A 23,732-nucleotide genomic window follows, 5' to 3' on the forward strand; every position below is an offset into this window, starting at 1 on the left:
ACACAAAAAAGCCAGCAATTCGCTGGCTTTTTAATCGCTAATGACTCTAATTATAACTTAACTCTTGAGTTGTAATTAAAGAGCCTTAGAAATTGCATCAACGCTTTCTTTAGCATCACCAAATAGCATTTGAGTGTTTTCTTTGAAGAACAACGGGTTTTGGACACCAGCATAGCCCGTATTCATCGAACGCTTGAACACGACAACATTTTGAGCATTCCAAACTTCAAGAACTGGCATGCCAGCAATTGGGCTATTTGGATCCTCTAGAGCTGCAGGGTTAACTGTGTCATTCGCACCAATTACAAGTACAGTGTCGGTTTCGCCGAAATCATCATTCAGTTCATCCATTTCTAATACAATGTCGTATGGTACTTTTGCTTCAGCAAGTAATACATTCATGTGACCGGGTAACCTACCAGCAACTGGGTGAATACCAAATCGAACGTTAATGCCTTGAGCTCTAAGCTTCTCAGTAATTTCATGTACTGGGTATTGCGCTTGAGCCACTGCCATACCATACCCTGGGGTGATGATGACTGATTTAGAATTTTTAAGCATGTCTGCTACTTCTTCAGCAGACGTTTCACGGTGCTCGCCTTGATCTTCAACTTCTGCAGAAACAGAAACCTCTTGACCAAAACCACCCGCAATAACACTGATGAAAGAACGGTTCATTGCTTTACACATAATGTAAGAAAGAATTGCACCTGATGAACCAACTAGGGCACCAGTAACAATCAATAAGTCATTTGCAAGCATGAAACCAGCCGCAGCCGCAGCCCAACCTGAATAAGAGTTAAGCATCGAAACAACAACTGGCATATCTGCACCACCAATTGAAGCAACTAAGTGATAACCAAATGCGAAGGCAATAAGGGTCATCACAATCATAGCGAACATGCTGCCGTCTGCATTTACGAACATGCTTAGAAGCAATGCAGAAGAAACTAATGCAGCTAGATTCCATTTATGCTTATGAGGGATATTCAATGCTGATGATGAAATAACACCACGTAATTTACCAAACGCAACAATTGAACCTGTGAAGGTAACCGCGCCAATAAACACGCCCAAGAATACTTCAACTAAGTGAATAACATGCTCAGCATGAGTTGCTGCTACCGGTGCATCAATGTAGCTGTTATAACCGACAAGAACTGCAGCCATACCAACGAAGCTGTGCAAGATTGCAACAAGCTCAGGCATTTCGGTCATTTCAACTTTCTTGGCGTAATGAATACCAATACCACCACCAATTACCATAGCAATGATAATCCAAACGACACCCTGAGAATCAGGACCGAAAATTGTGGCAAGTAAAGCGATAGCCATACCAGTAATACCGTAGTAGTTACCAGCACGAGCCGATTCCTGCTTAGATAAACCCGCTAAGCTCATAATAAAGAAGACAGCAGCAATAATATATGCCGCTTGTACTAATCCTTCAGACATTGGTGACTCCTTACTAGTCTTTACGGAACATTTCAAGCATACGTTTGGTCACGGTAAAACCACCAAATATATTGATACTTGCAATAAGAACAGCAATAAAAGATAAAAACGTTACAACGCCACTTCCTTGCCCTATTTGTAGCAATGCGCCTACGACGATAATGCCTGAAATTGCGTTTGTTACAGACATTAATGGTGTATGTAATGAGTGAGACACATTCCAAACAACGTAGTAACCAACAACACAAGCTAAAACAAAAACAGTAAAGTGAGATAAGAATGCTGCAGGAGCTACTGAAGCTACCCAAGCGAAAGCACCAACAGCAACGCCTAAGCCAACGAATTTCTTAACCGGAGAAGTAGGCTCTTCTACTTTAGGTTCTGGTTTAGCTGCTTTAGGCTTTTCTTGTTGAGGTTGTGCTGAAACTTGAATTGGTGGAGCTGGCCAAGTGATTTCACCATCTTTAACAACTGTGACACCTCGTAAAACAACATCATCGAAGTTAATATCAATCGTGCCGTCTTTTTCTTTACAAAGTAACTTGAGCAAGTTAACCAAGTTGGTTGCGTATAACTGAGATGATTGAGTTGGTAATCGACCGACCATATCGGTATAACCAACGACTTTTACACCATTAGCAGTTGTAATAACTTGGTCTGCGACTGTGTATTCACAGTTACCACCGTTTGCTGCCGCGAGATCGACAATCACACTACCAGCAGCCATGCTATCAACCATTTCTTTGGTAATTAACTTTGGAGCTGGGCGACCCGGGATAAGTGCCGTTGTGATAATAATATCGACGTCTTTTGCTTGTGCGGCATAGAGTTCTTCTGCTTTCTTATTGAATGCTTCTGACATTTCTTTTGCATAGCCATCACCAGCACTAGTATCTTCTTGGTAATCGACTTCCAAGAATTCAGCGCCCATCGATTCAACTTGTTCTTTTACTTCTGGGCGAACGTCGAAAGAGCGAACAATTGCGCCTAAACTGCCTGCAGCACCAATTGCAGCTAGACCAGCCACACCAGCGCCAGCAACCAGAACTTTTGCAGGTGGAACTTTACCGGCGGCGGTAATTTGTCCAGTGAAGAAACGACCAAACTCATGAGCAGCTTCAACAACTGAGCGATAGCCAGCAATATTTGCCATAGAGCTTAATGCATCAAGAGCTTGAGCTCGTGAGATTCTAGGAACCGAATCCATAGCCATTACGTTAATTTTTTTGCTGGATAGCTGTTCCATTAACTCTGGGTTTTGTGCTGGCCAAATAAAGCTAACTAAACTAGCGCCTTCTTTGATCAGAGCAATTTCATTAATTTCTGCTGGTTCGTCAACGATTGGAGCATTAACCTTTAAGATTAATTCTGAATTCCAAGCTTCTTCAGTCGTTACGATTGAAGCACCAGCTTTTTCGTAAGCTGCATTATCAAAACTCGCTAGCGCTCCGGCTTGCGATTCTACACAAACTTCAAACCCTAACTTAAGTAGTTGCTCCACTGATTTCGGTGAAGCCGCGACTCGGGTTTCACCCGCGAGTATCTCTTTTGGTACACCAATTTGCATAGCGATTCCTTTACTATTGGCACAATGATTATTCGTTTGTATCTAACGGCAACTAATACTTCAAGTTTTTTGTAACAAGAATCGAAAATGTTATTACATATAACAGTTTTGTATGCTTATAAATCACTTGGGTTGACTGAAAATTAATAGAGAAATAAAGCAAGAGGTCAAACCACCTAAGGCTTTTCCCTTTAATAACAAACAGCTAGTTGAGTTTGCCTTCCCAAACTAAAAAGAGCTTTCAGCATATACACTGAAAGCTCTTAAAATTATGACTAGCATCAAGTCTAACCCTAATTGGTTAACTAAAAATGCCTTCACCCATTTGATCAACAAACATTTGCGCTTTCTTAAGCATTAATTCATTTGCATCATCTTTGTTTGAAACAACATCAGATCGAATGAAGCGATGTGATTTTATCTCTCCATCAATTTCTTTTTCTATTCGCCCGGCAACTCGGTATTGCCCGGCTTCAGCAATAGGATCTTGATAAATGTGAAATCCTTTATATTCAACAGGCTCAATGCTGACTTCTTTTACTACTTTTTCTTTGCCACCAAACAACCTAGAAAATAACCCCACGTATTGCTCCTTATCTTGTATAAACTATTTTTTACCTTTAAGCAGCGGCTTCTCAAACCACTCAAGCTCAACATCATCATCAAAGCTTTGATGTGCAAATATGACAGGAATATCGTCTTCTCTATTTTTGCGTCGATCTTGTTGAATCATCGCCTCTGCATTTTTAACTGCAATTTCACTGTTGCTTTTGTATTGAACGAGTTTTTCTTCAGCTAAAGCCGAAAGAAAGTCTATGTCGAAACGAATGTAAATTGGTCGAAGCTGACCTAAGGCTAAACAGGCCAAATCAGCGAGCTGTTCGTTATCATACTTTTCAATATATTCGTCTTTAGCGAGTACGTGACCTACCAGTGTTTCCATATAGTTATGTACATCGACACTAATCTGCATCCTGCTTCTCCATAAGTAACTACTTAACTCTTATATACTATTTAGTCTCATTAATGTGCAATAGCAAATAGAAAGTAATATGAATAAGGTTGAACTATTGCCAATCATCTATCATATTTTTATCTAGTAGTTTGTGTTTTTATCTAGAATCTAGGTAAAAAGCTTGGCAATTTATTTTTAAGCCGTATCCTACAAGTAAATTCTAATTATAAGATTATCAGTTTAGCTAGGCACATTACTTAAATGACATCTTCATTTGTAACATCGAGCATATTTCGATTTTTCTTTCCTTTGTTACTGTTGGGCGTTCTATTAATTGGCATGAATAATGTCATATTAGTCACCAACTCTAATTTAGGTATTGCAAGTAATCTACCCTATATCCTCTTAATTGTGGCAGGGCTCCTTTGTCACACCTTTAAGCAAGGTAGAATGGCAATGGTGTCTTTGGCAATGCTTACAGCCTATAGCATTATACAATACCGTTTGCAGACCCCTTTACACAGCGGAACGACTCTTCTTGAACTGTCCCTCCTGGTGACATTACTTCCAGTGGCTTGTTTGTTGGTGTACGCCTTTCCAGATACAGGCGTAGATTCTAAAAGCATTGCTCTATATGTCAGCATCTTATTGCTTTTCATTATTTGGTCTCAGCTTATCCTTAATCACTTCAATGACGGTGGCTTTGAGACTTGGAGTGAAGGTGTGTTATTTACTGTCCCTACTATCTCCAAACTTCCTTTGATTTTAGTCCTATATGGCTTAGGTTTATCTGGCTTAACCTCCATTTTGGTATTACTTCATAATCGTCCTATTGACGTTGTCGTTTACAGCTCAATTCTGCTAGCTTCAACTACATTTGTTTTCTTTCACATCCAGTACATATCAAGCACGATGTTCTCGCTTTCAGGGATACTCATTATTGTTTATGTGATGTCTGCAAGCCACGCATTGGCGTTTAATGACCAATTGACTGATATTCCGGGAAGGCATGCGCTAGAAGCCGACATGAAGCATTTAGGACGGAAATATACGATGGCTATGGTTGATATTGACCACTTTAAGTCATTCAATGATACCTATGGTCATGACACTGGTGATGATGTTCTGAAATTAGTCGCTAGCCGCTTAAAATTAACGTCTGGAGGCGCTAAGGCTTATCGATATGGCGGTGAGGAATTTACTATAATTTTCAAAGGCAAACAGGCTCATCAAGTCAAAGAACACCTTGAAGACTTAATTCATGATATTGAAAGCTACGACATGACGATTCGTAATAGTCAGTCAAGACCCGAAAATGACGAAACTGGAATAAAAAAACGTGGAAAAGTTGCTCCAACATCTAAAGTTGTGAATGTTACCGTAAGTATTGGTGTGGCAGACAGCAGCACAACGCGTCAACCAGAAGAAGTAATAAAACTCGCAGATAATGCCTTGTATGGAGCGAAAAAGGCAGGCAGAAACCGCCTTGTTAGCCACCACGCCTAATTAAAAATAGTAGCTCTATTTAAATGATCCGCAAACATAGGTATTACGACCGTTTTGCTTCGCTTGGTACAAAGCTTTATCGGCGGCTTCATAGACCTCATTTAATGATTCCGAACCTTTGGGTTCAAAAGAAATAACGCCTTGTGACAACGTGATTCTATCTGAAACACTTGAATGATCGTGCTTGTCATTCATATTATGAATTTCATTTTGAATCCGAAAAGCATGCTTTGATGCACACTGAATATCGCTGTCGCTGATGATGACGACAAACTCCTCACCTCCATATCGACCCACATACTCGCCAGCTCGTTCAAATAGTTTATTTAACGTGGTCGCTAAGTTTTGTAAGCACTTATCGCCTTGAATGTGCCCATAATTATCGTTGTAAGGTTTAAAGAAATCCACATCAAGTAAAATTAAAGTCATTGAGGCTTTACGTCTTCCATGTAATGCCAATACTTCTTCAAGTTTTGTATCCATAAAACGGCGGTTATAAATTTTGGTTAAACCATCTTCATTCGCCTGTAATTGAAGAAGTGTGTTCAATTCTTCAAGCTTTGCGCTTGTCTGTTTCAGTTCTCTTCTCATATGTGCAATTCGCTGCATTGCAATAAGTTTAGAGTTCAATACAACTTTGTTAACTGGCTTTATAAGGTAATCATCACCACCAGCATCTATTGCTTGTGCGATCATTTCTGGTTCTTCGTGACCACTCAAAAAGATTATAGGGACCCACTCAGGGAATGTTTTACGTATTTGGTTCGCAACTTCAAAGCCATCCATCTCGGGCATGCTGATATCAAGTAAAACTAGCTCTGGATCGAATTGGGAATACAAAGATAATGCTTCCTTACCGCTGGAAACAGCTTCAACATCGTGCCCTAATTGTTTGAGTCGAATAGCCAGCTGCATTCTATCCAACTGAACATCATCCACTAATAAAATGCGCATAGAAGAACCTTTACCTGTCATTCTTATCCCCTGCAGGTTACCGAATACTCCAAAGTATATGAAAAACCACTCTAATTCATGCACTAATTACTATATTTGATTGACTTTTTTACAGATTTTTTTAGCATTGTTTCTTTTTGAAGAGAAATACTATGTCAGACGCTACAAACAACGAACAACAAGAAGTTGATTTAACCACTATCTCACCTGAACTTCGCCAAGTTATCGAATTTGATGAAGTACCAAAAGAGATGCACCACATGGTTACTTCTATTCACGAAGTGTCTGAAGAAGCAGTACGTGAAGCATGGGACACACTTCCAGCAAGTGCACAAAATGTTCTTGATAACTTTGAACAGTTTCATGCGCTAATTACTGTTAGCCAGTCTTTTGCCGGCGTAAACGTAATGGAAGAGTTCCCTACTCTTAAGTTACCTGAAGGCATGACAGATGAAGAAAAAGAAGAGTACCGCGCGCAGTTGCTTGATCAAGTTTTACACAACTGTGTGAAAGATATGGTTAAACAAATCAAAAAAGCTCGTCGTGACCCAATCTTGAAAACTGATTTTAAGGAAGTGTTCACGAAGTAATAGATTGGCTTATACCCCTCTACTTTCGTTTCCATTTCTGTTAAGAGTTAACAATTAATTCTGACAAACCAAAGCCGTTAAATATCGCATTCAACGGCTTTTTTGTTAATGCTAATATTCACCGCTAGACAACAAAAATAATTCGAAACCTCTTTTACTCTAATGGGTAACGGCTATATCTCTTTGAGTTACACTCACACCTTTAACTTGAGCGTAGACGCGTTGCCCAATGGTGAGGTTAAGCTCATCCAAAGCCCATAGTGTGATTGTTGCCCAAAGGTAACAGCCTTCATCAAGCTCTAATTCAACTGACACACTTTGTTTATGAGCGCCTTTCTGCTGAGTTTCTACTTTACGTATCACTGCGGGTAAGATATTTCGTATAGAGGTGTTAGAGGGCTTATCAAGCGTGATAGAAACATCATTTGCTCTGACTTGTAACCTTACTGAAGTGCCGCGCACATTGTCGACCTGTTGAACCCATAATGACGTCGATTCAGACAACTTAAGCTTGGATAATCCATACTCTGAATTATGCTCAATAACGGTTCCTTCGAATAAGGAACTTTGTTCAGAAAATGATTGCCATGGGCTCATCGTTCTAGAAGACCAAACCGTCTCAGTTGCACCTGAAGATACCACTTTACCTTGTTCAATAATGACAAGGTGATTAGACAATCGAAGGATTTCATTCAAACTATGGGTCACATACAAAATTGGAATATTTACTGTTTCTGCAAGGTTCTCTAGAAACGGCATGACTTCTCTTTTTCTGGGCAAATCTAACGAAGCTAAAGGTTCATCCATTAACAAGATATTTGGTTTAGATAAAAGTGCACGTCCAATGGCGACACGTTGCTTCTCCCCTCCAGAAAGACGCATTGGATACCTACCTAGAATATCTTCGAGTGCAAGTAAATTGACTATTTGATCAAAATGTTCCGTATCAACAGTCTTTATGCCGTATTTAAGATTTGCCTCCACTTTCATATGTGGAAAAAGGCGAGACTCTTGAAAAACATACCCTACATTGCGTTTGTGGATAGGCAAATTAATCGATTTTTCACTATCAAAAACCCGATGCCCTGCAATATCAATTAAACCAGAATCTGGGTTCTTAAGACCGCTAATAACATTGATTAAAGAGGTTTTACCTGCACCAGAACGGCCAAATATTGCGGTAATCCCCGAGCTTGGTAGTTCAATATCAATATCAAACTCAGTTTCACCTAGAATTTGTTGATATCTTAAAGTGATAAAGCTCATGATGCTCCTCCAAGTCTTTTTGCTGACTTACGAGTTAGCCATTCTGAAAGCAATAATGAGCTCAATGCTATGACTATCGAAATCACGCATAGTCGTGCGGCTTCCAACTCTGATCCTGGAGTCTCAATAAAGGTATACATTGCAAGAGGTATAGTTTGTGTCTCTCCTGGAATATTTGAAACAAAACTAATTGTCGCGCCAAATTCACCTAAGCTTCTAGCAAATGACAACATAGTGCCTGTGATTATTCCAGGAAGCATCAGTGGGAGTGTTATGGTAAAAAAGACCTTTAAAGGTGAAGCTCCAAGTGTTGCAGCTGCCTCTTCTAATTTGCTGTCCACGGTTTCCAGACTAAGCCGAATAGAGCGCACCATCAACGGCAAAGCAACGACAATACAAGCGAGGACGGCTCCTTTCCAACTGAAACTAAAGACAATGCCGAAAACATCATAGAGCCACTCTCCAACAACACCTTTCCTTCCCATTACGATCAATAATAAATAACCAATGACGACTGGAGGTAAAACAAGCGGTAAATGAATTAAGCTTTCTAACAAGCTCTTACCAATAAATTGCTTTTTAGCCATTAACCAAGCAAGTGATATTCCAATGGGAATAAGCCAAAGAATCGCAAAACCAGCGACCTTTAAGCTCAAGAGTAATGCCTGATATTCATATTCAGATAAATACATCATTTAAGCGTTTTAAAACCAAAACTATTTAAGATACTGATTGCTTCAGAACTATTGAGGTAGGCATAAAAGTTTTTAGCCATCTTCGAATTGGATATCTTTGCTACAGGGTAACGGATTGCCGAGTGAGAATCCTGGCTGAAGGTAGCTATGATTTGTACTTGATCAGATAAAATCGCATCCGTTTTATATACAACTCCCATTGCCGCTTCACCCCTTTCAACTAGTGCGAGTGCCATCCGTACATTATTTGTTGGAGCAAGATGCCTTTCAACGTCACTCCACACCTTTAAAGACTCTAATGCTTCTTTTGCATAGATACCAGCAGGCACTGACTTAACATTACCTATGGCAAGGCGCTCTCCAAGAAGATTTTTTTTCCACTCATCTTTCGACTGGATATCAAATGACTGGTTCAAGTTTATTTGCGGATCAAGTGAAGAATCATTGGGGGCGATTAGTACTAGTTCGTTCTCACACAGACTTGTGACGCCGTCACTCAATACGATACTGCTATCGATTAAATAATCCATCCATGCTTCATTTGCAGAGATAAAAATATCAGCAGGCGCCCCTCTTTCAATTTGGCGAACTAAAGATGAAGTACTGGCGTAAACCGGAGTAATGTCTACCGGATGCTTCTTCTGAAAACCTTCTATTAAAGCATTCGTTGCATTTGTCATTGATGACGCGGCGTAAATTCTAAGCTTTTCACCTGCGAACGCTGTCGTGGACAACAGCAAGCTAAACAGAAAGACGCAAAACGTTTTCATCGTCTATTTCCTTTCGAAGTTTAGTTCAGGCCACAATAAGGATAAATCCATATATTTTTCGATCGCATCGGCAATTCGATTGATCCCTATCTCTTTTAATTCTTGATGGTCTATTTCAGCAATATCTATTGCACCAGCCCACTCGCAAATTAAATTGAGTGCTTCACTGCTATCAAAGAGACCATGCAAATAAGTACCAAAGATCTGGTTGCATTGGCTAACCGCTCCGTCAGGTGTGCCTGAATTGAGCATTACCGGAGACTCCGTTTTAACCTGCGTTAATCCTACATGAATTTCATAGCCATCGACTGTTTGCGTATTACCATTTAACGTAAAAGTACCCGAACTTTTTGTTAATATTTTTTGTTGTGTTAATACGGTATCAATGTCTAAATAACCTAAGCCTGAACTACTCCCCGGCGACCCTTCAACACCATCTGGATCATCAATCATATTCCCAAGTATTTGATATCCTCCACAGATGCCTATCACTTTTCCACCTAAGCGAATATGTCTTTGTATATCTTTGTCCCAACCTTGGCTTTTAAGATATTCAAGATCAGCTCTCACTGACTTAGTTCCAGGAATTATAATTAAATCGGCATTGTTTAAAGGTTCACCCTTGCCCACATAACGAAGATTAATGTCAGGGTTAAGGCGTAAAGTATCAAAGTCAGTATGGTTACTGATGCGTGTTAACACGGGAACAACCACATTTAATTTTATATGGCTTCCAGATACTTGCTCAGAAGTAATAGCATCCTCAGCTTCCAAATTAAATCCATGCAGATAGGGAAGTACACCAATAACAGGTTTTCCGGTCTTATCTTCTAGCCAATCTAAACCTGACTGAAGAAGTGCTATATCACCTCTAAAGCGATTAATAACAAAGCCTTTCACTCTATTTTGTTCAGACTCAGATAAGAGCTCTAATGTGCCATACAAATGTGCAAATACACCACCTCTGTCAATATCCGCAACTATGATTACAGGTACATCTGCCTCTTCAGCAAATCCCATATTGGCGATGTCATTTTCTCGAAGGTTAATTTCAGCTGGGCTGCCGGCTCCTTCAATCATCACACTTTCAAAATCATCAGTTAAACGTTTGAATGAATCCATTACGGTATTCATGGCTACCTTTTTGTAATCATGGTAACCCGTTGCTTCCATATTACTTAAGGCTTTGCCTTGTAGAATCACTTGTGCCCCAGTGTCTGAGTTTGGCTTTAACAAGACAGGGTTCATATGAACGGTTGGCTCGACATTACACGCTTGTGCTTGAACCGCTTGTGCTCGACCTATTTCACCACCATCTGATGTTACAGCACTATTTAGTGCCATGTTTTGTGGTTTGAAAGGGGCGACTTTTATCCCTCTCCTTGCTAAAACGCGGCATAAGCCTGCCACTAGAACACTTTTTCCGGCATCTGATGTTGTCCCTTGAACCATAAGGGCGTCGAGAGGTGTGAGCATTGATCTGAATTCCTTACAAACTGAACCTCTATCTTACCGCCATATCATGTAGTTGCTCAATAAAATGAATGGAAAATGAATGTCTTACTCACTCTAGATTCAATCTGAGTGTTGTTTAATAGCTCCATCGAAACAAAACGTTTCATTAAACGAACAAACAAAATAGGATTTATTATGAAAAAGACAATTATTGCTATCGCTTCAACTATCATTCTTGCGCCTACTCTTGCTTTCGCAGGTGTTGAGCATGACCGTAATGATTCAAATAATGTTACCTATACAGGTCCTGTAGAAGCTATATCTATTGATTCATTACTGGCTGATACCGGTATGTTCACCGAAAAAGATGCGGTTGTTGACGGGAAGATAGTTCGCCAAATTAATAAAGACACTTTCGTATTTTCTGACGGAAGCAGTGAAATACAAATTGAACTGGATGATGACATTCAATTGCTTCAACCGTTAACAGCAGATACAAGTATTAGAATATTTGGTGAATACGAAGGTGGTAAGACACCTGAGATTGAAGTAGATCATATCCAAGTTCTTTAGTGGGAGTATGAATTACTGATTGAATTCATCTATTTATTTGTACTCTTTAAAATATGGTCTGCATTTTGCAGACCTTTTTGTATTATAATGCAAACAATTATATTTTTTGGAGTTCCCATGTTTGGCATAACTAACAAACAGTTGCTAATTGGATTAGCTGTATTGAGTTCATTTTCGGTCTCGGCAAATAATTTTAACTACAACGCCTTTGAAGTTCGCATGGGGGCTAGCCCAAGTACATTTGGCGGTGAATTTACCACTTACTTTACTGAAAATACGCATTTTATAGGTCGTTTTGATAGTGGGTTTGATGGAGATTGGGATCTTGCGGGTGGTATAGGGTTTAATGGTCCTGCCGGTCAGTTTGCTGATGTTTATGGACAAATGCTGCTTCATAACATCAAGTATGACTCAGACAGTAGTAAAGACGATGCTTTCAAAACAGAGATTAACCTAGGTGTTAGGGCTTGGTTAATGGCTGGTGTAGAAGTTAATGCTCGACTAGGTCAATTGATAGATAACGATGGCACAAACTCAGTAGTTGGTTTTGGCGGTCGATTCCATTCAACAGACCAACTTTCACTTGGTCTCGACTTTCGTAACAACGGAACATATGGTCACCAAATCTTAATGTCAGCTAAGTTTGGGTTTTAGTATCAACTCTTAGGCTTACATGAAAATGCACTAAAGAGCTTAGCTCTCGATTGCATAAGGTACTCATATTATTAGCAAGGTTTCATAAATAGCTTTACCAGCGTATAGCGTACTGGTAATCTCGCAAAAAACCTTGCTGATTAATATGGAGTACCATTAAAAATGAGTCTTAACAGCATATCGATTAAAAATAAACTGACGCTAATTTTTGTCGTCATTATTTTTACAATGACCATGATTCAAACTTATATTACGGGTAAACAACTACTTAACGAGACATACCGATCTATTCAACAATATGCTGATACGCTCACTTCATCAAATGTTGCCGGTATTGAAAAGTGGATTGAAGGTCGTATTAACGTCGTTAATGCCGCCAAAGATGCATTCAAATACTCTGACGATCCAACGAGTTACTTCACTCAAAGTACCAATGCTGGTCAATTTCAAATCGCTTATGCCGGGTTATCTGATGGCAGATTCTTACAAGGTGTCGATCTTCCTGTACCTGCAGGCTATGACCCAAGAACTCGCTCTTGGTATAAAGAAACAATGGCTCAAGGTAAAACGGTTGTCACTGAACCTTATATTGATGTGGCAACCAATGATCTTGTCGTAACTATTTCTTCTCCTTTTAATACAAATGGATTCTCTGGTGTTATCGGTGCCGACTTAAACCTAAACCAATTGGTTGATGATATTGTAAGCATTGAACAACCAGGGGTTTATGCTTTCTTGGTGGACGGTAATGGCAATATTGTTGCGCATAAAAACCGAAACCTAACTCTACAGTCAGTTTCAAATATCTCGAATAACCTCAATGCACATAAAATTAAATCGATGTCCTTGAATAGTTCATTCGAAGAAACGGTTATTGATAACTCGGAAGCATTCTTATCTGTTCAGAAAGTACCTCATACCGACTGGTACTTCACAGTGGTCATTGATAAAACGAAGTCTTTTGCTTCTTATCGTTCCCTGCTCCGTCAGTCAGCTATTTTTGGTTTGATACAACTTGCTGTAATCGCATTTGTCGCTATGTTTGTGATTAAAAAAGCTTTATCTCCTCTCACAACGCTTAGTTCTGCGATGGAAGCACTTTCTAAGGGAGATGGTGATTTAACTCAACGCATTACTGTTAACAGTAAAGATGAAATCGGCACGCTAGCGACTCACGTCAATGCATTTATTGCAAAGCTGCAAGAAATCGTTCGTGACATTGCTGACTCATCAACGAAGCTAAATCAGCAGTCGGAAGTGAGTACCAATGTTGCACGCAAAACAAGTGAAGGTCTATCTGTACAACTGCATGAAATTTCTCAAATTGCTACTGCAGTTCATGAGATGTCTGCTACTGCAGAAGAAGTAGCAAACAATGCTCAAATGACAGCTGATTCCGCGATTAGCTCTACAGAAAACTGTGAGCAAGGTAAGCAAGTTATTATCAGAAACCAAGATTCAATTACCAACCTAGCTGAACAAGTTGAGAATGCGTCTGGAATTATCCAAGAGCTTGAAAAGAATGCTCTCGATATCAATACAATTCTCTCCACGATTTCAGATATTGCAGAGCAAACCAACCTTCTTGCTCTTAATGCTGCAATTGAGGCTGCACGAGCTGGTGAACAAGGCCGCGGTTTCGCTGTTGTTGCTGATGAAGTTCGTGTTCTTTCACAGCGCACGCACAGTTCAACTGATGAAATTCGTGAAATGATCGAAACACTGCAAAAGAACAGTGTTAACGCTGTCGAATCAATGCAGCGTAGCCAAGATTTAGCTCAATCAAGTGTAGATGACGCAAATAATGCAACAACAGCACTGGAAGAGATTGCGACGTCTATACAGCAAATTTCAGATATGGCATCACACATATCAAATGCTGCAAGTGAACAGCGAACTGTGACTGGGGAAGTAAGTAAGAATATCCAACTTGTTAATGATGTGTCTGATAACATGTCAAATGAGGCTGATAATTCACGTCACTTGTCAGAAGAACTTCGTGGGATTGCCCAACAACTAAATACACAAGTGCAGCTGTTTAAATACTAATAGTTAACAGGTATTCCAGTTTTGACTTATAAAATAGGCTTTCGATTGAATATAGATTAAGTCAAACAAACAGTTACACTGCTACTTGTTAGCCTACAAAAAAGCCCCAAACGTAATTATGTTTGGGGCTTTTTATCAATACTCAAAAGTATTTGATTAAAGACAGTGACTTAATTAAGAGGTTGCCAATACTTTTATTTGGTGCGCCAAGTACTCATCATAAGTCCCTTGGAAATTAACCAACTGTTTATCTTTTACATCAATAATTTGTGTTGCTAACGATGAAACAAACTTACGGTCATGGCTGACGAAAATCAATGTACCAGTATAAACCTTCAAAGCATCATTAAGTGCTTCAATCGCTTCCATATCCATGTGGTTTGTTGGCTCATCCATTACTAGAACGTTGATATCTTGCATCATCAACTTTCCGAATAAAAGACGATTCTTTTCGCCACCAGAACAGTTCTTTGCTTTCTTATTCGCATCATCAGCGGTGAATAACAAGCGACCTAAAATACCTCTAACCATTAAGTCATCGTGTTTAACTGTACGCCATTGAGAAATCCAATCAAAAATACTTAAATCGTTATCAAAATCTGCAGTGCTATCTTGTGGGCAATAGCCAACCGATGCATTTTCAGACCATTTAACAGTACCTTTGTTTTGCTCTAGTTCTTCTACTAAGCAACGCAAGAATGTCGTTTTACCCACTCCATTCTCACCAATAACAGCAAGACGAGTCCCTGCTTCTAATAATAAGTTACCACCTTCAAAAAGCACTTCACCATCAAAACCATGACCTAGCTCTGTTAACTCAAGAGCTTGTCGGTGAAGTTTTTTACCTTCACCAAAATCAATTGATGGGCTCATACGGCTTGAAGACTTTACTTCATCCAGTGAGATTTTATCCATTTTCTTAGCACGAGAACTTGCTTGCTTTGCCTTTGATGCATTTGCACCAAAACGGTTTACGAAATCTTGAAGCTCACTAATCTCAGCTGCTTTCTTTGCATTGCTTGCTAGGAGTTGATCACGAATCAATCCTGATGCTTCTAGGAAGTACTCATAGTTACCTGGGTAAACACGCAATTCACCATAATCAATATCAGCCATGTGCGTACAAACAGAATTAAGGAAGTGTCTATCATGCGAAATGATGATCATTGTACATTTACGCTGGTTCAGCTCTTCTGCTAACCAGTTAATCGTATGTATATCCAAGTTGTTTGTTGGTTCATCAAGTAACAGGATATCAGGGTTAGCGAATAAGGCTTGTGCAAGAAGTACTCTTAACTTCCAGCCAGGTGCGACTTGCTGCATCAAACCAAAATGAAGCTCTTCTTCAATACCAGCTTGTATAAGAATATCACCAGCACGGCTTTCCGCTGTATAGCCGTCCATTTCAGCAAATTCACTTTCAAGCTCTGCTACTTTCATTCCATCTTCTTCACTCATTTCTGGTAAAGAATAAATACGCTCACGTTCTTGTTTTACTTCCCAGAGCTTCTTATCCCCCATAATCACAACATCAATTACGCTGTATTTTTCAAACGCAAATTGATCTTGGCTTAATACGCCCAGTTTTTCCCCAGGGGTTATAGAAACATTACCAGAGCTTGGAGCAAGAACACCACTTAGGATCTTCATAAAAGTCGATTTACCGCAACCGTTAGCACCGATTAAGCCATAGCGGTTACCGTTACCAAACTTAGCTGAAATATTTTCAAACAAAGGTTCAGCGCCAAATTGCATTGTGATGTTCGCAGTAGAGATCAAAAAATTATGTCCTAGGAGAGTACTTGTCTGTTATTTCTAGCTTTAACACCAAATAAAACATGGATAAGTAACAATTAATGGGTAAATTGAGGCGCGAATTATACAGAGATCAGGATCACATTGTCGAGGCTAAATACTAAGCTTACCTACAATAAACAAAAAGCCCATCGAAATGAGTTTCAATGGGCTTTAAATGAATGCTGTAAAGATTAGTATTTATTTGGTAATTTTATCTTGAACATATTTCTGTCCAACATCAACTACCGCTACGTCTCTAAAGAAACTACGTCCCATTAATAATGGGTAAGTAAGATGAGTTCGATCTGCTAGAGTAAATTCGGTTTTCTCTTTTAGATCACCAATTTGAATCCATGTTGAAATAACCGCACGCTTTTGCGATTCATCAGCACTTGATTGCTTAATCTTAACCCAGCGCTCTACAGGGAGACTAATTTCAGCAGTCTTGATTCCATCGTGTTCAATCTTGAATTTAACCCAATCTTTTCCATCTCTTTCAAACGGAACTATATCAACCGCACTTACAGAAGATGTTGTAGCACCGGTATCGATACGTGCTTTTAAAGTTTCTTTTAAGCCCGGAACAAATACCCACTCTTCTTCACCAAGAATCAGTTTGCCATCAGCAGTCTTTTTCAATTTTTCAACAACCGGTGGCTTCACTTCTTTCTTTGGTTCTTCAACTGGTTTAGCTTCTGCTTCTTTGTCTTCAGTTTTCTTAACGTTCTCTTTAACAGCTGATTCGGTCTCTGTGACTTTGTTATCGACCGGTTGTTCGATTTGTGGTTTTTGCTCAGGCTCTGCAGGTACTTGATTAGTTGTAGAGCAAGCAACAAGACCACCACTTAACATCAGAGTAATGATTACTTTCCAGTTGTACATTTATCCACCATTTATTTAGATACACTTGCAATAGCGTTTGCAACATAAGGAATATGCGATTCAGAAAGACCAGCTATGTTGATTCGACCATCACCAACACCATAAATGCCATATTCTTCACGTAGCTGCAGCATTTGCGATTCATTAAAGCCTAGTACAGTAAACATACCTTTATGACCTTCAATAAAATCAAAGTGTGACGTGTTATGAATATTTCGCAATTCCAGACATAAAGATTGTCTTAAATTTAACAAACGCTGCTGCATTTCACTTAACTCTGTCTTCCAAATCGTTGTTAGCTCTTGATTTTGAAGAATAGTTTTGACTAGAGCTGCACCATGATCTGGCGGCATAGTGTAAGTTGAGCGTGCTAAGGTAAGTAACTTACCTTTTGCATTACCTACATGCTCACTATTTTTACCAATAACAATTGCAGCCCCTGTTCTTTCTCTGTACAAACCAAAGTTTTTAGAACATGAAGTAGTGATCAGCATTTCTTCTACGTTATTCGCCATAAATTGAAGACCTTTAGCGTCTTCTTCTAGACCATCACCGAAACCTTGGTAAGCAATATCAACGAAAGGTAAGAAACCGTTCTTTTGAGATAGTGACGTAATTTCTTGCCAAGCCGAAAAATCAATGTCTGCGCCAGTTGGGTTATGGCAGCAGCCGTGCAGTAAGACCACATCCTTAGGGCCTGCTTTTGATAGTTCGTCAAGCATACGAGCGGTATCGACCTGTTTTGTTTCTGGGCTAAAGTAAGAATAATGTTTTACTTTCAAACCTGCAGCTTCCATTACCGGTTTATGGTTCACGTAGCTTGGGTTAGATATCCAGATAGTAGTATCAGGCTGAGCGACTTTTAATAAATCTCCTAGCATGCGTAAAGCACCACTTGCACCAGGAGTTTGTATAGCCGCGACCCTATCCATTGCAGAGGTCCCTTTCAGGAGTAAATCAACCATACTTTGGTTAAATTCTTCACACCCAGCAAGGCCGACATAAGCTTTGGTTTTTTGTGTTTCAACAACAATATCTTGCGCCATTGAAACAGCTTTCATTATTGGTGTTTCACCTTGGTTATTTCGGTAAACGCCAATGCCGAGATCGACCTTATCAGCACGAGTATCGCCGCGATAAGCAACAGAGAGGGAAAGAATTGGATCTAAAGTTGGTTTTGGAAGTTGTGCGAACATGAAAGTCACAGCCCTTTGAAATTCAAGTAATAGTTTCAAGTTAACATTATCGTAGCAAAATCAAAAATGTTTTTTATTAGAAGCGTTTACTCGGTTTCATTTAGGTTAAATTAACGACATAAATGACGTATTTCAATTTAACGCATGTTCTTTTTAGTCTCTATAACTGACGATATTTAACGGATCTCTTAAGCTGGGGCGCTTTTCTTAAATTGCCTTGGTGTCATGCCTGACCAAGCTTTAAACCTTGTGCTGAAGTTTGCAGCATTCGGGTAGCCAACAATTTCTCCAATGTGTTGAATGGACCAATCACTTGACCTCAACAACCTTGCACCATATTCCATTCTCATCCTCATGATATGTTCCATTGGGCTATGAGAATGATATTGCTGGCACAACCTGTGAAAATGAGGTTCTGAACAAGGAAATAAGCTGGCAAGTTCTTTTACATTCCATTCTTTATGTAACTGTTTTTGCACATTATCAAATACACGTCTTAATCTGATTGAATTTCTCGATTGTTCTTGGGGTATTGGAGCATTAATAATAGCTTCAATTTGAGCAACGCTGTGAATGGCAATTTTGCCACCTAGGTCGATGGGTAGAGAAATACTCCGTAGCAAAGTGTGAATGCAGGATGCGATAACTTCGGCAGCAGGCGTTAATGAATAAGTTACTTCACTTCCGATGACGTTGTTCCACTTTTTGTCTGATGATAAAAAGACCCACGCAATTTGCCATGTTTCTTCCTCAATTCCGAATCCATTCTCTACATAAGCAGGAACGCTGATACAAGACCCAGGTTCTAACATGTATCGACACGCCCCGCTTTCTAGCCAGCCTTTTCCTCTTACTGTAAATAGCAGCATGTGCTTTTGTTGGTTCTTACGATAAACCGAGAAAAAATCACGACATGTTGCGGTCCCACACTGAACAATACCTAATTCTTGAAACGCGAGGACATGGCTTTGGTCCACAAATTCTTGGTGAGTACTTTCTGAAATTTCATACTTTTCTTGCTTGTCATTCATTTTGATAGTTTGGCAAAAGTTTATGATTAGTTAAGAAAATACACTCTCAACAAATCTCTATACACTTTTTCCCTATTAGGAAAAGGAGATTTGTGATGCTCAATACATATAATCATTTAGACAAAGAATTCTGGCAAAAGATAATCAAGATAGGTTTGCCTGTTTCACTGCAATCCATGCTGTTTTCTTTGCTAGGTGTTGTCGACATTTTCATGGTTAACCAACTTGGGGATGCTGCTACCGCTGCTGTTGGTGTCGGGAATCGTATTTTTTTCTTTAACATGATCATGGTAGTTGGAATCAGTGGCGCAGTTAGCATACTAGCTTCGCAATATTTTGGTGCCGGTGATTTTAATGGCATTAGAAGAACATTAGTTCAGTCTTGGGCTTTTTCTTTACTTGCTGTTACCCCTTTTATCGCGTTGTACTTGTTGGCTCCTGAATCAGTAGTGTCTGTGGTGGCCTCAGATCCTGATTATATATTCATGGCAAAGGATTACCTTTGGATAACAGGAGCCAGCATTTTAGCTACAGCGCTAGTTGTGCCACTTGAATGCGCTCTTCGCTCTGTCGGAAATGCAAAGTTACCAACACAAATTAGTATCATGGCGATTGGAGTAAACGTTGTATTAAATGCTCTACTCATTTTCGGTATGTTTGGCTTCCCCGAATTAGGCGTCGTTGGCGCTGCAATAGGCACAACAATTTCCAGATTCATACAAACTATTGTTTTATTTACTCTTGCTAAAAAACATCATGCAAATATCTTCCCTACCCGTAAAAGTTACAGTGAAGCTGTACTTCCTGAGTACCGAAAGAAGTATTTATCTGTCGCGATTCCAATGATGGTGCATGACACCGCATGGGCTGGCGGATTAATTGTATACAACATAATAGTTGGGCAGATGGGAGTCGGTGAACTGGCGATAATCTCCCTATTATCACCTGTCGAAAGTGTATTGATTTCTGCTTTCATGGGGTTTGCAGTTGCGGCGTCAATTATATTAGGCAATGAGATTGGGGCAAAAAACTATAATAGAGTTGAGAATACGGCTTGGGGGTATGTATTAGCTAGCTGTTCACTTGCTATTTTACTCGCCGTATCTTGTTTCTTAGCAAAACCACTGATTGTGTATGCGATTGACCTTACTCATCTAGAGTTTAAAGATACTGCTGTAAATGTATGCTTAGTTATGATCTTCGGTATGATCTTTAGAGTATTTAATATGGTTGGTATTGGAGGAGTGATGAAAAGTGGCGGTGATATTAATTACAGCATTTTTATCGACCTTTTCGGTCAGTGGGCAATTGGAATACCACTCGCGTACATAACTGCAATTGTATATGGATGGTCGTTAGAATGGGTATTACTGATTGTAATCATAGAGGAAGTGGTAAAAATCGGTTTAACTACTCAGAGAATTAATTCCAAAAAGTGGATTAATAACCTCATTGAAGAACCGACACCACTTGCTACTTAGACTTAGACTTAGATACTGAAGATACTGAAGATACTGGCAAGCATAGGTTTAAATAATAAAAGTCTATCAAAATCACCTAAATCAAACAGTAATACAAGTATTAAATAGACAGGAAATTAAAGAACTCACACCCAAGGGCTTCATTTGCGGCTAATGCCAACGATAAAGCCCTTTTTTAATGGGTTTACAAATCAGTAAATCGATGAATGATTTGATTTGCACTACCACGCCATTCTAAGCTTGGATCGGCTTCATCCTGTATGAATCTACCATCAATAAGTGTATCGACAAGATCAACCAATTCTCGTTGCTCATCAGTAAGCTCATCAAGCGTATATCCAGACCACAACCAGATATCTTTCCCGGGACACTCTTCTTTCACACGTTTTACTAATGTAAGCACTTCACTCACATTAGCAGGATGTAGCGGGTCTCCACCAGAAAGAGAAAGCCCTCTTCGTTTAATTCTCGTGTCATTCAAATCAGATATTATGTGATCTTGAAGATCTTGCGTAAACAAGTGGCCAGAATCAAGCCTCTGAGTCGATTGATTGTAACAACCTCGACATTGGTGAACACAACCAGAAACAAACAATGTACAGCGTGTTCCTGGTCCATTTACCACATCAATTGGGTGATATTGATGGTAATTCATATCTATCTACAGACCGTTTATAAATGTTTTACGCGGCGTTTAACTTCTTCTTGCTTACCGAAGTTAAATGGTCTTGCATCTGGGCTACCTAAATAGCCACAAACACGACGTGTCACTGACACTTTAGTTGAGTCATGATTACCACATTTAGGGCAAGTAAAGCCTTTACTTGTACAATCAAATTCACCGTTATAGCCACATTCATAACATTCATCTATTGGCGTATTAGTACCGTAGTAAGGAACGCGTGTGTAACTGTAATCCCAAACATTTTCTAATGCTTCAATGTTCTTTTGCATATTCGGGAATTCGCCATAGCAAATAAAGCCACCACTAGAAATTTGTGGGTACGGCATTTCGAAATCAATCTTGTCGTACGGGTTTACTTTCTTTTGAACATCTAAGTGGAAGCTGTTGGTGTAGTAACCTCTGTCAGTTACCCCTTCAATGATTCCAAACTCTTTTGTATCGATGCTACAGAAACGACTACATAAATTTTCACTTGGTGTACCATATAAGCTAAACGCATAACCCGTTTCTTGAGTCCACGATTCAACCACTTTCTTCATGTATTCAACAATTTCTAACGCTTTATTTCGTTGCTCTACGTCATCATATAAATGTGAATCAGTACCGAATAAAGCCGTCATCGCTTCATGAATACCGATATAGCCAAGTGATACTGAAGCACGACCGTTTTTGAAAATATCTGCGATTGAATCATCCGCTTTTAAACGAACACCACATGCGCCTTCCATATATAGGATTGGAGCAACTCTGGCTTTCACGTTTTCTAAGCGGCTAATACGAGTCTCTAGTGCTCGACGTGCTAAGTGCAGTTTTTCATCAAGCAATGTATAGAAGTCATCAATATTGCCCTTTGCGTTAATCGCAATACGTGGCAAGTTAAGGCTAACAACACCTAAGTTGTTACGACCTTCATGAATCAGTTCGCCATTTTCTTCGTATGTATTCAAGAAACTACGACAACCCATAGGCGTTTTAAATGACCCTGTCACTTCTACTACTTTGTCGTAGTTCAAAATGTCTGGATACATACGCTTAGAAGCGCATTCTAGAGCCAGTTGCTTGATGTCGTAGTTAGGATCTTGCTTCTGATGGTTTAAGCCATCTTTAATTGCGAACACAAGTTTAGGGAAAACCGCTGTCTTACGGTTCTTGCCAAGACCAGCAATTCGATTCTTCAAGATAGACTCTTGAATCAGTTTTGAGCCCCAGCTTTCACCTAAACCAAAACCAAACGTGACAAATGGCGTTTGTCCATTAGCAGTGTGCAATGTATTTACTTCATACTCTAATGACTGGAATGCGTCGTAACATTCTTTTTCAGTACGAGCGATTGCAAATGCTTCAGGGCTATGAATATCCCACTCTTTTGCTAGTGAAAGGTGCTTTTCGTAGCTTGCCATTACATAAGGTTCAAGAACTTCATCGATACGGTTAATCGTTGTGCCGCCGTAAATATGACTAGCAACTTGTGCAATGATTTGTGCGGTTACCGCTGTTGCCGTTGAAATTGATTTTGGTGTATCAATTTCCGCATTACCCATTTTAAAGCCATGCGTTAACATGCCCTTTAAATCAATCAACATACAGTTGAACATTGGGAAAAACGGTGCGTAATCTAGATCATGGTAATGAATATCACCACTTTCGTGAGCTTGAACGATATCTCGTGGCAAAATGTGTGTTTTTGCATAATGTTTAGCCACAATACCCGCAAGTAAGTCACGTTGAGTAGGAATTACCTTGCCATCTTTATTTGCATTTTCATTGATTAAGTCAACGTTACTTTCTTCAATCAAACCTTCTATTTCACGAGTTAAAGCACTTTGCTTTTCACGCGCAATGTCGCGGTCGTGTCGGTATTCAATGTATGAACGAGCAAGTGACTTATATGGACCTTGCATAAGTTCATTTTCGACGATGGTTTGAATTTCTGAAATATGAACTTCATCGTACTCTTCAAGCTTTAATTCAACAGCTAATGCTACATTCAACGCATAAATAGCGATATCTTGGCTTACTTTGTCAGCAGCAGCTTCTACAGCAGCTTGAATACGATCTCTGCTAAACGGCGCTCTTGAGCCATCACGTTTGATTACGATTGATTTCACCACGTCTCCTTACTCAGAGTGCATTCACAGGGTTATCCACAGATACACTATATAGAGCTATTT

Annotated in this window: 21 protein-coding genes; 6 read left to right on the forward strand and 15 right to left on the reverse strand. The window is 39.5% G+C overall.

What is annotated here, in order from left to right; translation table 11 throughout:
• Positions 1–75: 75 nt before the first annotated feature.
• From pntB to L4C37_RS15385, 4 genes are all read right to left on the reverse strand, one after another.
• Positions 76–1,455, reverse strand: a complete 1,380-nt coding sequence (gene pntB / locus L4C37_RS15370; RefSeq protein ID WP_273297162.1) for a Re/Si-specific NAD(P)(+) transhydrogenase subunit beta — start codon at positions 1,453–1,455, stop codon at positions 76–78.
• Between the two features lie 13 nt (positions 1,456–1,468).
• Positions 1,469–3,022, reverse strand: coding sequence for a Re/Si-specific NAD(P)(+) transhydrogenase subunit alpha (locus tag L4C37_RS15375; protein WP_372265878.1), 1,554 nt, complete (start codon positions 3,020–3,022; stop codon positions 1,469–1,471).
• Between the two features lie 301 nt (positions 3,023–3,323).
• Positions 3,324–3,605: an HlyU family transcriptional regulator gene (locus L4C37_RS15380; protein ID WP_137374266.1), complete on the reverse strand. Its 282-nt coding sequence runs from the start codon at positions 3,603–3,605 to the stop codon at positions 3,324–3,326.
• Between the two features lie 24 nt (positions 3,606–3,629).
• Positions 3,630–3,995, reverse strand: a complete 366-nt coding sequence (locus L4C37_RS15385; RefSeq protein ID WP_137374267.1) for a late competence development ComFB family protein — start codon at positions 3,993–3,995, stop codon at positions 3,630–3,632.
• 243 nt (positions 3,996–4,238) lie between these two features.
• On the opposite strand from L4C37_RS15385, the gene L4C37_RS15390 reads away from it, so the two are divergent.
• Entirely contained in the window at positions 4,239–5,483 is a 1,245-nt protein-coding gene (locus L4C37_RS15390; protein WP_429769096.1) for a GGDEF domain-containing protein, read from the forward strand.
• A gap of 15 nt (positions 5,484–5,498) precedes the next feature.
• Here L4C37_RS15390 and L4C37_RS15395 read toward each other — a convergent pair whose 3' ends face one another.
• Entirely contained in the window at positions 5,499–6,458 is a 960-nt protein-coding gene (locus L4C37_RS15395; protein ID WP_429769097.1) for a GGDEF domain-containing response regulator, read from the reverse strand.
• Between the two features lie 131 nt (positions 6,459–6,589).
• Here L4C37_RS15395 and L4C37_RS15400 point away from each other — a divergent pair, with 131 nt between their 5' ends.
• Positions 6,590–7,027 carry a DUF3069 domain-containing protein gene (locus L4C37_RS15400; RefSeq protein WP_137374269.1) on the forward strand — a complete coding sequence of 146 codons (438 nt, stop codon included), beginning with the start codon at positions 6,590–6,592 and terminating at the stop codon, positions 7,025–7,027.
• 159 nt (positions 7,028–7,186) lie between these two features.
• On the opposite strand, the gene modC is transcribed toward L4C37_RS15400, so the two are convergent.
• Genes modC through L4C37_RS15420 form a run of 4 tightly spaced genes read right to left on the reverse strand, consistent with a single transcriptional unit; the run spans position 7,187 to position 11,234 of the window.
• Entirely contained in the window at positions 7,187–8,293 is a 1,107-nt protein-coding gene (modC, locus tag L4C37_RS15405; protein ID WP_429769098.1) for a molybdenum ABC transporter ATP-binding protein ModC, read from the reverse strand.
• A complete protein-coding gene (gene modB, locus L4C37_RS15410; protein ID WP_273296979.1) occupies positions 8,290–8,988 on the reverse strand; it encodes a molybdate ABC transporter permease subunit in 699 nt (232 codons plus the stop codon). Before modB ends, modC begins: the two co-directional genes overlap by 4 nt.
• Positions 8,985–9,758: a molybdate ABC transporter substrate-binding protein gene (gene modA / locus L4C37_RS15415; protein ID WP_429769099.1), complete on the reverse strand. Its 774-nt coding sequence runs from the start codon at positions 9,756–9,758 to the stop codon at positions 8,985–8,987. Before modA ends, modB begins: the two co-directional genes overlap by 4 nt.
• A gap of 3 nt (positions 9,759–9,761) precedes the next feature.
• A complete protein-coding gene (locus L4C37_RS15420) occupies positions 9,762–11,234 on the reverse strand; it encodes a cobyric acid synthase (protein ID WP_429769100.1) in 1,473 nt (490 codons plus the stop codon).
• A 174-nt stretch (positions 11,235–11,408) separates the two neighbouring features.
• Here L4C37_RS15420 and L4C37_RS15425 point away from each other — a divergent pair, with 174 nt between their 5' ends.
• From L4C37_RS15425 to L4C37_RS15435, 3 genes are all read left to right on the forward strand, one after another.
• Entirely contained in the window at positions 11,409–11,786 is a 378-nt protein-coding gene (locus L4C37_RS15425; RefSeq protein ID WP_273297264.1) for a YgiW/YdeI family stress tolerance OB fold protein, read from the forward strand.
• A 117-nt stretch (positions 11,787–11,903) separates the two neighbouring features.
• Entirely contained in the window at positions 11,904–12,440 is a 537-nt protein-coding gene (locus L4C37_RS15430) for a hypothetical protein (RefSeq protein WP_137374275.1), read from the forward strand.
• 162 nt (positions 12,441–12,602) lie between these two features.
• Positions 12,603–14,489 carry a methyl-accepting chemotaxis protein gene (locus tag L4C37_RS15435; protein WP_137374276.1) on the forward strand — a complete coding sequence of 629 codons (1,887 nt, stop codon included), beginning with the start codon at positions 12,603–12,605 and terminating at the stop codon, positions 14,487–14,489.
• A gap of 174 nt (positions 14,490–14,663) precedes the next feature.
• On the opposite strand, the gene L4C37_RS15440 is transcribed toward L4C37_RS15435, so the two are convergent.
• The 4 genes from L4C37_RS15440 to L4C37_RS15455 all read right to left on the reverse strand — a co-directional run bounded on the left by L4C37_RS15440 (position 14,664) and on the right by L4C37_RS15455 (position 19,395).
• Positions 14,664–16,268, reverse strand: a complete 1,605-nt coding sequence (locus tag L4C37_RS15440; RefSeq protein ID WP_273296523.1) for an ABC-F family ATPase — start codon at positions 16,266–16,268, stop codon at positions 14,664–14,666.
• Positions 16,269–16,484: 216 nt separating this feature from the next.
• Positions 16,485–17,168 carry an ATP-dependent zinc protease family protein gene (locus L4C37_RS15445; RefSeq protein WP_273296526.1) on the reverse strand — a complete coding sequence of 228 codons (684 nt, stop codon included), beginning with the start codon at positions 17,166–17,168 and terminating at the stop codon, positions 16,485–16,487.
• A gap of 11 nt (positions 17,169–17,179) precedes the next feature.
• Positions 17,180–18,364 (reverse strand): amino acid aminotransferase, encoded by a 1,185-nt coding sequence (locus tag L4C37_RS15450; RefSeq protein ID WP_137374279.1) that lies wholly within the window; start codon positions 18,362–18,364, stop codon positions 17,180–17,182.
• Positions 18,365–18,552: 188 nt separating this feature from the next.
• The gene (locus L4C37_RS15455; RefSeq protein WP_429769101.1) at positions 18,553–19,395 is read right to left on the reverse strand and encodes an AraC family transcriptional regulator; all 843 of its coding nucleotides are present in this window, start codon (positions 19,393–19,395) and stop codon (positions 18,553–18,555) included.
• A gap of 95 nt (positions 19,396–19,490) precedes the next feature.
• Here L4C37_RS15455 and L4C37_RS15460 point away from each other — a divergent pair, with 95 nt between their 5' ends.
• Positions 19,491–20,876 carry an MATE family efflux transporter gene (locus L4C37_RS15460; RefSeq protein WP_429769102.1) on the forward strand — a complete coding sequence of 462 codons (1,386 nt, stop codon included), beginning with the start codon at positions 19,491–19,493 and terminating at the stop codon, positions 20,874–20,876.
• A 184-nt stretch (positions 20,877–21,060) separates the two neighbouring features.
• Here L4C37_RS15460 and nrdG read toward each other — a convergent pair whose 3' ends face one another.
• On the reverse strand, positions 21,061–21,531 hold the full coding sequence (gene nrdG / locus L4C37_RS15465; protein ID WP_429769103.1) for an anaerobic ribonucleoside-triphosphate reductase-activating protein: 471 nt from the start codon (positions 21,529–21,531) through the stop codon (positions 21,061–21,063).
• A gap of 17 nt (positions 21,532–21,548) precedes the next feature.
• Entirely contained in the window at positions 21,549–23,669 is a 2,121-nt protein-coding gene (gene nrdD, locus L4C37_RS15470; protein WP_137374283.1) for an anaerobic ribonucleoside-triphosphate reductase, read from the reverse strand.
• Positions 23,670–23,732 lie beyond the last annotated feature (63 nt).

Origin of the sequence: Vibrio kagoshimensis (assembly GCF_050337535.1) — a bacterium.
Lineage (GTDB): Bacteria > Pseudomonadota > Gammaproteobacteria > Enterobacterales > Vibrionaceae > Vibrio > Vibrio gallaecicus.

Bases quoted from the DNA above. Each gene is read 5' to 3' on its own strand.
- pntB (WP_273297162.1), bottom strand. From the start codon at position 1,455: ATGTCTGAAGGATTAGTACAAGCGGCATATATTATTGCTGCTGTCTTC.
- L4C37_RS15375 (WP_372265878.1), bottom strand. From the start codon at position 3,022: ATGCAAATTGGTGTACCAAAAGAGATACTCGCGGGTGAAACCCGAGTC.
- L4C37_RS15385 (WP_137374267.1), bottom strand. From the start codon at position 3,995: ATGCAGATTAGTGTCGATGTACATAACTATATGGAAACACTGGTAGGT.
- L4C37_RS15390 (WP_429769096.1), top strand. From the start codon at position 4,239: ATGACATCTTCATTTGTAACATCGAGCATATTTCGATTTTTCTTTCCT.
- L4C37_RS15395 (WP_429769097.1), bottom strand. From the start codon at position 6,458: ATGACAGGTAAAGGTTCTTCTATGCGCATTTTATTAGTGGATGATGTT.
- L4C37_RS15400 (WP_137374269.1), top strand. From the start codon at position 6,590: ATGTCAGACGCTACAAACAACGAACAACAAGAAGTTGATTTAACCACT.
- modC (WP_429769098.1), bottom strand. From the start codon at position 8,293: ATGAGCTTTATCACTTTAAGATATCAACAAATTCTAGGTGAAACTGAG.
- modB (WP_273296979.1), bottom strand. From the start codon at position 8,988: ATGATGTATTTATCTGAATATGAATATCAGGCATTACTCTTGAGCTTA.
- modA (WP_429769099.1), bottom strand. From the start codon at position 9,758: ATGAAAACGTTTTGCGTCTTTCTGTTTAGCTTGCTGTTGTCCACGACA.
- L4C37_RS15420 (WP_429769100.1), bottom strand. From the start codon at position 11,234: ATGCTCACACCTCTCGACGCCCTTATGGTTCAAGGGACAACATCAGAT.
- L4C37_RS15425 (WP_273297264.1), top strand. From the start codon at position 11,409: ATGAAAAAGACAATTATTGCTATCGCTTCAACTATCATTCTTGCGCCT.
- L4C37_RS15430 (WP_137374275.1), top strand. From the start codon at position 11,904: ATGTTTGGCATAACTAACAAACAGTTGCTAATTGGATTAGCTGTATTG.
- L4C37_RS15435 (WP_137374276.1), top strand. From the start codon at position 12,603: ATGAGTCTTAACAGCATATCGATTAAAAATAAACTGACGCTAATTTTT.
- L4C37_RS15445 (WP_273296526.1), bottom strand. From the start codon at position 17,168: ATGTACAACTGGAAAGTAATCATTACTCTGATGTTAAGTGGTGGTCTT.
- L4C37_RS15450 (WP_137374279.1), bottom strand. From the start codon at position 18,364: ATGTTCGCACAACTTCCAAAACCAACTTTAGATCCAATTCTTTCCCTC.
- L4C37_RS15455 (WP_429769101.1), bottom strand. From the start codon at position 19,395: ATGAATGACAAGCAAGAAAAGTATGAAATTTCAGAAAGTACTCACCAA.
- L4C37_RS15460 (WP_429769102.1), top strand. From the start codon at position 19,491: ATGCTCAATACATATAATCATTTAGACAAAGAATTCTGGCAAAAGATA.
- nrdG (WP_429769103.1), bottom strand. From the start codon at position 21,531: ATGAATTACCATCAATATCACCCAATTGATGTGGTAAATGGACCAGGA.